Genomic DNA, 8,574 nt, shown 5'->3' on the forward strand with positions numbered 1-8,574 from the left:
AAAGAGCCTTCAGCCAATAAAGAGCCTTCAGCCAATAAAGAGCCTTCAGCCAATAAAGAGCCTTCAGCCAATAAAGAGCCTTCAGCCAATAAAGAGCCTTCAGCCAATAAAGAGCCTTCAGCCAATAAAGAATCCCTGGCAAACCAGCCGGTAAACCGACTTTTCTGGCGATACACCATACCTGCCGTTGTGGGGATGCTGGTCAATGGCCTTTATGCCACCATCGACGGCATCTTTATTGGCCAGGTTGTGGGCGCCGATGGCCTGGCAGCCATGAACCTGAGCTGGCCTCTTTTCGGCATCATTATCGGCATTGGCATGATGATTGGCATGGGCTCCTCTGCCCGTAGCTCCATTGCCCGGGGCCAGGGTGATCTACCCGGGACAAAAGCCATACTGGGTAATGGCATTGTATTAATGCTGCTGGCCGGCCTCTTACAGACTGCCATTTTATTTTATGTGGGTAACCCGATACTCCAGCTAATGGGCGCTACGGGCTCTGTCTATGAGATGAGCAGTGATTACCTCTTCTACATCAGTCTGGCAGCCACCATGGCAACGGCAGGAGCCGGCCTGCCCATGATGGTGCGAAATGATGAACGCCCCCTATTGGCCACACTGATTATTTCCACCGGTGCCGTGCTGAATATTGTATTGGATTACCTGTTCATCATTGTCTGGCAACAGGGGATTGCCGGAGCAGCCATAGCCACCATCATTGCCCAGTCAGTGACCGCGATCTGGAGTCTGCTGTATTTCTTCAGTCCCAAAGCACGACTTCGGCTGGGACTGAAGGACCTGGGTTTACGGTTGCAAGACAGCTGGAATATTCTGGCCATAGGCCTCCCGAGTCTCACCATGTTTGCCTACATGAGCTTTGTACTGGCCATTCATAACAAGCTGTTTCTGATTTATGGCTCAGTCACCACTCTGGCAGCCTTTACTATCGTCGGTTACATTCAGGCGGTCTACTACATGACGGCCGAAGGGATTGCTAACGGTATTCAGCCCATTGTCAGCTTCAATAAAGGCGCTAACAATAACGGCAATATCCATGCAGCCATTCGCATGGGAGTAACCGCGGCCCTGGGGCTGGGTATTGGTACCGTCCTCTTTATTAACCTGTTTCCTGAAGCCATTGCCGGCGTATTTAACCGGGACAATCCCCAGTTAGTAAGCGAAACCGTATTCGGGCTCAGACTGCACCTGATGACCATGTTTCTGGATGGGTTTATTGTGGTGGCTGCCGCGTATTTTCAATCTCTGGCCAAATCCAGAACGGCGACTTTTATTACCGTTGGCAACATGGCCGTCCAAATTCCACTGCTAATAGCCCTGCCACCGTTATTTGGTGCTACTGGCGTGTGGCTGGCCATGCCGATTTCCAATATTTTCCTGGCGGCAGTCGTTATATGGCTGTTGATGAAGGACCTGAAAGAACGGCCGGTAACCGCAGGTTAAGACCGCTACCCGCTATCCGTAGCCCGTAGCCCGAAAAAGCAAAAGCACAAGCACAAGCGGATCCAGCTTTTTCGGGCAGCGGGCAGCGGGCAGCGGGCAGCGGGCAGCGGGCAGCGGACGATTACAGGTAGCTCCCCAAAAGCTACCGTTCATCCCTGAAAAATTCACACCCTGTCAAAAATCAGTCTCGCACTTATCTGCTACAGATCTTTCCATACCGACTCCCGCAATGGAAAACACCGTAACTATACTCAGTAGAAATTCCCATAAAAGGGAATCGCTAATCAATAAACACCATGGATGGAGATGTACCATGATAAGGCAACTCAAAATAACCGCCCTTCTGACTGCAGCCCTTCTGATGACTGGCTGCGGCATCATGAAAACCAGCAGTGAGATGGTTGCTGGTGATTACAAATCAACCACTAACTGGCCCGAATGCGCTGTTAAAGGCGGGCTTGCCCTTGGCATACCCACGGCCCTGAGCAGTCTGGCTTCCGGTGGTGCGGCCATGGTCGCGGGCGCTATGGTTTCCGGCCTGGACTGTGCCATTGCTGATCAGACACCAAAAACGGTTCACTTTGACTTTGGCTCCCACGGTCTCGATGTGAATGACCGCATGATGCTGGATGCCGTTGCAGAGCGTATGGGTAAGTCCAAACGGATCGAACTCACTGGCTATACCTGTAACATTGGTCCAGATCAGGTAAACCAGCATCTCTCTGAACACCGGGTACTGGCGGTTAAAGATTATCTGATGCAAAAAGGTATTGAAGAGAGCCGAATCGCTACCTCGGGGAAGGGTAAAAGCAATCCTGTTGCCAGCAACGATGAAGAAGAAAGCCGCATGATGAACCGTCGTGTTGAGATGAGAATCTTCCGTTAACCATCTCTGCTTCAAATGGTTAGCACTCTACGAAAAAGGTACCGATTCTGCGGTACCTTTTTTATTTGTTGATGATGATCTACACGTCCCCACGCTCCTGAGGCTGCCGCAAAAGGTAACCTGACAACGATCCAGTGCAGGAAAGCGTTAGAACCCATACCGATACATTGTCGTCATCCCCGCGCAGGAGGTTGTCGCAAAAGCCTCCGAAAACCTCGTTCCCACGCTTTTAGGTCCAGGGGGGCCGGCGTGGGAATGCATACGAGCTGGCCGTATGAGGAAAATCCTCTTATTGCCCGGGTTTGTGGGAGTTTCATGCTGATATTTGTGGCAGGTTCGGCATGCGTTCCCACGGGGGGCCGAGGGAACGAGTTCGGAGGGTTTTGCGACACACTCGCAGGCGGGGATGACGGTTAGGTCTTAATTCTCCCTTTTGCGACACTCTCTCCAGCGTGGGAACGAGGGCGAAACTTTAAAGAGTCATCACTTTAAGCAGATCAAGGGCGCTGATAACCCCCTTCAGAGAGCCATCTTTAGTCACCATCACCCGATGAATGCGCCCTTTCACCATGGCTTCAGCCACCTGAATCAACGGTGTCTCCAGTGATACCTCAAAAACCATGGGCGTCATGATGTCATTCACCAGTACTGACTGATCGATAATATCATGGAAAGAACGCTGATCTTCTGGCGAAAGAGTCTCATCCATCGTGCTGTAGAGAGAGCTGTAAAAATCATTATCCCGCCTGGCCATATCCACCAGGCCGCTGCCCGCCTGACGGACAATATCAGAAAATGAAACAACACCAATCAGCTGCCCGGCAGTGTTAACAACCGGAGCCCCGGAGATAGCCTTATCCGTCAAAAATCGGGCCAGCCGATCCACAGACCAGTCAGAAGGCACGGTAATCACCTTTTGGCACATGATCTGCTCTGCAGTCATGGTGAGTAAAGGGTTGTCATTGCTCATATCCCTGCCTCCCGGAAATAACGCTGTCAGGGCCAGTATGACCTATTGCGGCAAACCACTATCTTGACCTGAGTCAATAATCTGAAGGAACAAAGAATGATCGTAACTTTACTGATACCGTAAAATATTCCCGGTACCAAGGGCTGTAGCAGTAATGAACTAAAATTCATTTTCCTGAATATCTTGGAAATCAAGAGCCTATACAGTGTTAACCCATAGTTACGAATGATCAGCACCAGCAGATATTGCCTGCATAAAATAAACACCAATTTTTCACGCCACAGCCCCGACTTTCGGATTAAATCGAAGCAGTTTATTGTAATGCAATTCTCCCTCCCATTGCTGGATAGCCGGTTCATAACCCAATGCTTCAGACCATAACCGGTAAGAATCAAGCTCTTCAGGAAAGTCACACGCCTTAATATGAGCCTCTATTAAATCCAGATCCTGCCCGGATAGCACTTGCCAGTTCGACCGCATATTGGCTACATAATCATCCAGATATTGCTCCCTGGTCTGACCAGGCTCCCGGAATATATCATAGATGAACAGTGTCCCCTGATCACAAAGACGACAGTGCGCCAGCTGTAACATTTCCCTTTTTTCAGCGGACTGCAAATGGTGCACACAATAACCCGCAAGAATAATATCAAATTGCTCATCGCACCGATGAAGGAACGACAACATATCCTGATGATAAAGCTGAACATCCGGCGGTTTGTCTCTGGTTTTCTGAAAACGATCAGAAAGGATTTTCACAACCCCGGCTGCGCTGTCTACCCCAACATACCGACTGATCGGAACACTCGGTAATAACCGGAATATCACTTCTGCATCACCACAACCAAGATCCAGTACCCGGAGTGCTCCGGATGTTGATTTCAGTGCCTCATTTAACGATCGGGCAATACTGCGATGCTCCATATAATCTTCATGAATCGTGGTACGGTAAATCCGCCAATGTGACTGGAACAAATCATCCATCGCGTTAGTCTTTTTAGAGTGAGAAAATAAGAGAGCATAGACGACCCACCAGGATTCATGGTTTCTGTGCTAAATAAACACGATCATCAAACCCTTGCCCAACATCGATAATGAGAAAAATACGGAATGAAAACACTGGTTGTCTTTGCCCATCCCGTTCCCGAGAGTTACAACACCAGCATCTTCAAGTTGGTATGTGAGGAATTAGAAGCAAAAGGTTATGAGCTGCAGGCACTGGATCTCTATGAAGAAGACTTTGAGCCCAGAATGAGTACAGATGAGCGCAGAACCTATATGGACAGAGACAACACAGCGCTCTCAAGGAAATCAAGAAAAAGCGTGGAAAAATACATGCAGCAGCTGCAATGGGCTGAAGCATTGATTATGGTCTATCCCACTTGGTGGATGGGGCCTCCGGCTATCCTGAAAGGCTGGCTGGACCGGGTCTGGCTACCTTCCATCGTTGCAGACTTTGGTCCAGATGGGGTAAAACCCAGGCTAACCAACCTGAAGAAGATTCTGATCATCACCACCCAGGGCGCATCCCGCTGGCGGATGGCCCTGATTGGCAACCCTCCCCGCAAAATGATGAAGCTGAGTTTAAAAGCCGTTACCAAATGCAGGGATATTGACTGGCTGGCTCTCTACCGCATGGATAAAATCACCAAACCACAGTTGAGCCAGTTTCTGGAAAAAGTCCACAAAAAAATCCAGTGTTTTTAATCATCAGCAATGGACAGTGTTGGCACCGCCGGAGCCTGCTGATGACGCAACCAGAGCTTGGCGGCCACATGCCGGGCCATATCCCGGTAGATCATGGCAATCTGGGATTCTGGCTCAGACACCACCGTAGGCGCACCATTATCGGCCTGTTCACGAATCATCATGGACAGCGGCAGAGAACCCAACAGATCAATATCGTACTGCTCCGCAATCCGGCTACCGCCGCCTTCGCCAAACAGATGCTCAGTATGACCACAGCTGGAGCAAATATGTACCGCCATATTCTCCACTACACCCAGAACGGGCACACCCACCTTGCGGAACATCTCAACCCCTTTTTTGGCATCAATCAACGCCAGATCCTGAGGGGTAGTCACCACAATACTGCCGGAAACCGGAATCTTCTGGGCCAGAGTTAACTGAATATCGCCGGTACCCGGTGGCAGGTCGATCACCAGGTAATCAAGGTCATTCCACATAGTCTGGGTCAGCAGTTGAATCAGGGCACCGCTGACCATTGGGCCACGCCATACCACTGGCGTATCTTCTGTTACCAGAAATGCCATGGACATCACCTGGATACCATGGGCTTCTATGGGCATAAAGAACTTGTCGTTTTTCACATCCGGACGGGTACCATCGGGAATGCCAAACATCTGCCCCATACTGGGGCCATAGATATCCGCATCCAGAATACCAACCCGGGCACCTTCAGCAGCCAAACCCAGCGCCAGGTTTGCCGCTGTGGTGGATTTACCCACACCACCTTTACCGGAAGCGACGGCAATAATGTTTTTCACACCCGCCATGGATTCCAGGTCACCCTGTACCGGTGCGGCGTCCACGGTCCAGTTCACCACCACTTCCACAGACTGCACACCGTCTACATCTTCAATTTTGCTGGTCAGCATCTGGGCCACACCATCACACAACCCTTTGGCAGGATAACCCAGCACCAGCGAAGCCTTGACGTTGCCGCCGCTGATAGTCAGCGATTCCAGACAGCCCGCATCCAGCAGGTTGTTTTTCAGGTACGGATCCTGATAACTGCGGATAGCCACTTCAATATCAGCTCGGTTTGGATTCATGGACTCACTCCAGTCAACGGGAAAATAATGAGAGTTCAATATGGGTTACGAAGAGGAAATTCAAGGGTTCACCGCGGAGGGTTCGGAGATTATACCATTGCCATTTTCAAACTATGAGACAAACCACCCATCAGACCCTGTGAGCCAATTGCCGTGGTCAGGATCAGAAAATGTAATGGGTATTACCCGATTTTTGGAGAGTGATGGTTTTCCTGGTTTTTATTGATGTTTTACCTCGCCCCCCCGTGGCAACGAGGAAGCGTTATACTCACCCCTGCTCAAACGCCTTCATTAACCGATCCCGGGCGGAGGAGCCATTATCAGGGTCGATACCCTGCCTGACCATAGTCTGCCGCTGTTGTAACTGAGCCGCTTCTTCGGCCTGTCGGGTGACCTCTTTATGACGACTATCTTCCAGACCTTTCAGAATACTGGTTTCCAGATCCTCGCCTTCCAATACCCGATTGCAGAGGATTTCGTAATTTCGTTCAAACACCGGGAAAGCGACGCGCTGCTCTTCACTGCGCAGCATCATCCAGCCTGTTGCACGGGCAGCAAGATAGACGGCAATGTGCGACCACGGAAACGCCCGGGTCTGCTGTGGTGCGTAACAGGCTTCGTAATAAGCCTGTAATGGCTCCTTCAACCCCACTTCATCGTAGCGCAGTTTGCACAATGCCCGGAGGTCGCTGAGGTCGGGGAAGAACTTTGATGTATCCAGTGCTTTTTTTGCCGCATAAAGAATACGACGGGGTGTATATTCTCGCAGCGAACTGAGCCAAACCCGCTTCGCCCTGACGACATCTTCATCGGTGGAAAATGCCCGTTTAAATTTTAATGGGTAAGCGTCTTCCAACAGCGTAAACACCGCATTCATGGCATCAAAATAATCAGCCCCACGCTGAGGCTGTTTATGTTCTGCTGCGGCACCGGTCGAACCAGACTCATGCCTGATCGTCGTCATCGAACTGGAGTCCTTCTGCCCAGCTCCGGTCTGTAAGTTTTTCAGCTGTTGATCGATGAGATCTTTGCCCTGTTTCACTTTGGTTCCGCTTCCACTGGTAGATTACGTGGGATTTAAACTTGTTCTGCCAGGCTTTACGCGCTTCACCGGTTTCGTGCCAGTACAACTTGAAATCGATCAACTGTGTAGCGATAAAGTCCAGCGGTATACCCTGGTGAGCCTGAAGAAACTCCAGAATCTCCCTGGACGGTGCAAAATCTTCTGGCAGAGATTGAACCCGGGCACCGTCACGTACTGCAGGCTGAGCCTCCATCTGGCCAAAGACAGGATGATCTTCCTGTTTCCGGGTGTCTGGCTCAAGTTCCCAGGGTAATGCGCCCGCATTGCGCTGGCGAATATAGTGTTTGTTCTCGTCAGTCATGTAATCAACAATACCTGCCTTCCCGGTTCTGGTCTAGCGTGACCAACAACGTCGTTCGGTTTTATAAAAATGAAAACGCCCTTCTTCGGGTACCAGTACTACATTGTCGTCAACTGTGGTTGGGAAGTGTGCTGCCGAAACAGGTTTCTGACAATGAGTAAAGGACACAAAAGACAGTAGCAGGATCTGATACTCTGCACCGTGTGGCAAACATTCTACCAGTGATCAGCCGGTTTCATAGTGACAATTTATTCTTGGGTGAACCTTTCTTGAATTTCATTTTCACGGTTTTAAATAGCAAAAAGTCAGTTCATCCATACTTTATTAGATCAATCTAAAATTCGAACATCCCACACCTTAGTAACACTACCTGCAATCCGGATGGAAAAATCACATCTGACATAGATAATTTGTAAAGTCAGGAAACTTTTTGCTGCTTTTAGTGATCTGAAGGAAAAACTCATTTCTTTCAGGACTCTCAGGAGAGTTAAAATGGAACGAAGCGGCCTTCAGGCTCAACAACATCCTCTCGCCAGTGCTACTCAACGTGATACTTCCCAACGCCAAGCCTCTCAGGATGGGGTTCAATACAACCGATTCACGACAAGAGCAAATCGTGATCCTGACCGGCACATGGGTGCTATAAAATATGATCGGGTTCCAGGGGAGAATCAGCCAAAAATAGATGAGCGAAAACCACAACAGCACCATCCTGAAAAACTTTTCTTAAAGGATACTGGTGATCAAGCCCTGGCTGCTCACTGGGTTACACTAGGAGAGCAGATAGAGAATTTAGCGTGGCATCAAAATCGTCTTGAAAATTTACCGCTTCCCTCAGAGCCTCACCGTGGGGGAATGAAAAGAGAAGCACCGCTCTCCGTTTTCCCTGCCCCTCCGGAGGGAAGAATGGTAAATGGGCTAGACATCCCGGACGATCGCCAATCCAACGCATCCGATGACCGCCGATCCAACGCATCCGATGACCGCCAATCCAACGCATCCAACGCATCCGGTGTAGGCGAGGATGGCTGCCAACCCAACGCATCCGATGACCTCCAATTCCACGCATCCGATGAC

9 protein-coding genes are annotated in these 8,574 nt (G+C 50.0%); 4 read left to right on the plus strand and 5 right to left on the minus strand.

Translation table 11 applies throughout. From position 1 onward, the window contains the following. Positions 1-1,461: MATE family efflux transporter (locus RM811_RS05000; RefSeq protein WP_402521398.1), on the plus strand; the 1,461-nt coding region annotated here is incomplete at its 5' end. 313 nt (positions 1,462-1,774) lie between these two features. Further along, positions 1,775-2,347, plus strand: a complete 573-nt coding sequence (locus RM811_RS05005) for an OmpA family protein (RefSeq protein ID WP_402521401.1) — start codon at positions 1,775-1,777, stop codon at positions 2,345-2,347. A 472-nt stretch (positions 2,348-2,819) separates the two neighbouring features. Here the strand turns inward: RM811_RS05005 and RM811_RS05010 are convergent, their stop codons facing one another. Next, positions 2,820-3,317: a CBS domain-containing protein gene (locus tag RM811_RS05010; protein ID WP_402521403.1), complete on the minus strand. Its 498-nt coding sequence runs from the start codon at positions 3,315-3,317 to the stop codon at positions 2,820-2,822. A gap of 273 nt (positions 3,318-3,590) precedes the next feature. Further along, a complete protein-coding gene (locus tag RM811_RS05015) occupies positions 3,591-4,301 on the minus strand; it encodes a class I SAM-dependent methyltransferase (protein ID WP_402521406.1) in 711 nt (236 codons plus the stop codon). 126 nt (positions 4,302-4,427) lie between these two features. On the opposite strand from RM811_RS05015, the gene RM811_RS05020 reads away from it, so the two are divergent. Continuing rightward, positions 4,428-5,024 (plus strand): NAD(P)H-dependent oxidoreductase, encoded by a 597-nt coding sequence (locus RM811_RS05020; RefSeq protein WP_402521409.1) that lies wholly within the window; start codon positions 4,428-4,430, stop codon positions 5,022-5,024. On the opposite strand, the gene apbC is transcribed toward RM811_RS05020, so the two are convergent. The 3 genes from apbC to RM811_RS05035 form a co-directional block, all read right to left on the minus strand. Further along, on the minus strand, positions 5,021-6,112 hold the full coding sequence (gene apbC / locus RM811_RS05025; protein ID WP_402521412.1) for an iron-sulfur cluster carrier protein ApbC: 1,092 nt from the start codon (positions 6,110-6,112) through the stop codon (positions 5,021-5,023). The genes RM811_RS05020 and apbC overlap by 4 nt on opposite strands. A gap of 268 nt (positions 6,113-6,380) precedes the next feature. After that, a complete protein-coding gene (locus RM811_RS05030) occupies positions 6,381-7,076 on the minus strand; it encodes a replication protein P (protein WP_402521414.1) in 696 nt (231 codons plus the stop codon). Then, positions 7,057-7,497: a DnaT-like ssDNA-binding domain-containing protein gene (locus RM811_RS05035; protein ID WP_402521416.1), complete on the minus strand. Its 441-nt coding sequence runs from the start codon at positions 7,495-7,497 to the stop codon at positions 7,057-7,059. The genes RM811_RS05030 and RM811_RS05035 overlap by 20 nt, the downstream gene beginning before the upstream one ends. Before the next feature lie 492 nt (positions 7,498-7,989). Between RM811_RS05035 and RM811_RS05040 the strand changes: the two genes are divergently transcribed. Then, positions 7,990-8,574, plus strand: a 585-nt coding sequence (locus RM811_RS05040) for a hypothetical protein (RefSeq protein WP_402521418.1), incomplete at its 3' end; no start/stop codon positions are given.

The organism is Endozoicomonas sp. (genome assembly GCF_031844845.1).
In the GTDB taxonomy this organism is placed as follows: domain Bacteria; phylum Pseudomonadota; class Gammaproteobacteria; order Pseudomonadales; family Endozoicomonadaceae; genus Endozoicomonas.

Coding starts and splice junctions, on each gene's coding strand:
- RM811_RS05020 (WP_402521409.1), top strand. CDS start 4,428: ATGAAAACACTGGTTGTCTTTGCCCATCCCGTTCCCGAGAGTTACAAC.
- RM811_RS05010 (WP_402521403.1), bottom strand. CDS start 3,317: ATGAGCAATGACAACCCTTTACTCACCATGACTGCAGAGCAGATCATG.
- apbC (WP_402521412.1), bottom strand. CDS start 6,112: ATGAATCCAAACCGAGCTGATATTGAAGTGGCTATCCGCAGTTATCAG.
- RM811_RS05005 (WP_402521401.1), top strand. CDS start 1,775: ATGATAAGGCAACTCAAAATAACCGCCCTTCTGACTGCAGCCCTTCTG.
- RM811_RS05035 (WP_402521416.1), bottom strand. CDS start 7,497: ATGACTGACGAGAACAAACACTATATTCGCCAGCGCAATGCGGGCGCA.
- RM811_RS05015 (WP_402521406.1), bottom strand. CDS start 4,301: ATGGATGATTTGTTCCAGTCACATTGGCGGATTTACCGTACCACGATT.
- RM811_RS05030 (WP_402521414.1), bottom strand. CDS start 7,076: ATGACGACGATCAGGCATGAGTCTGGTTCGACCGGTGCCGCAGCAGAA.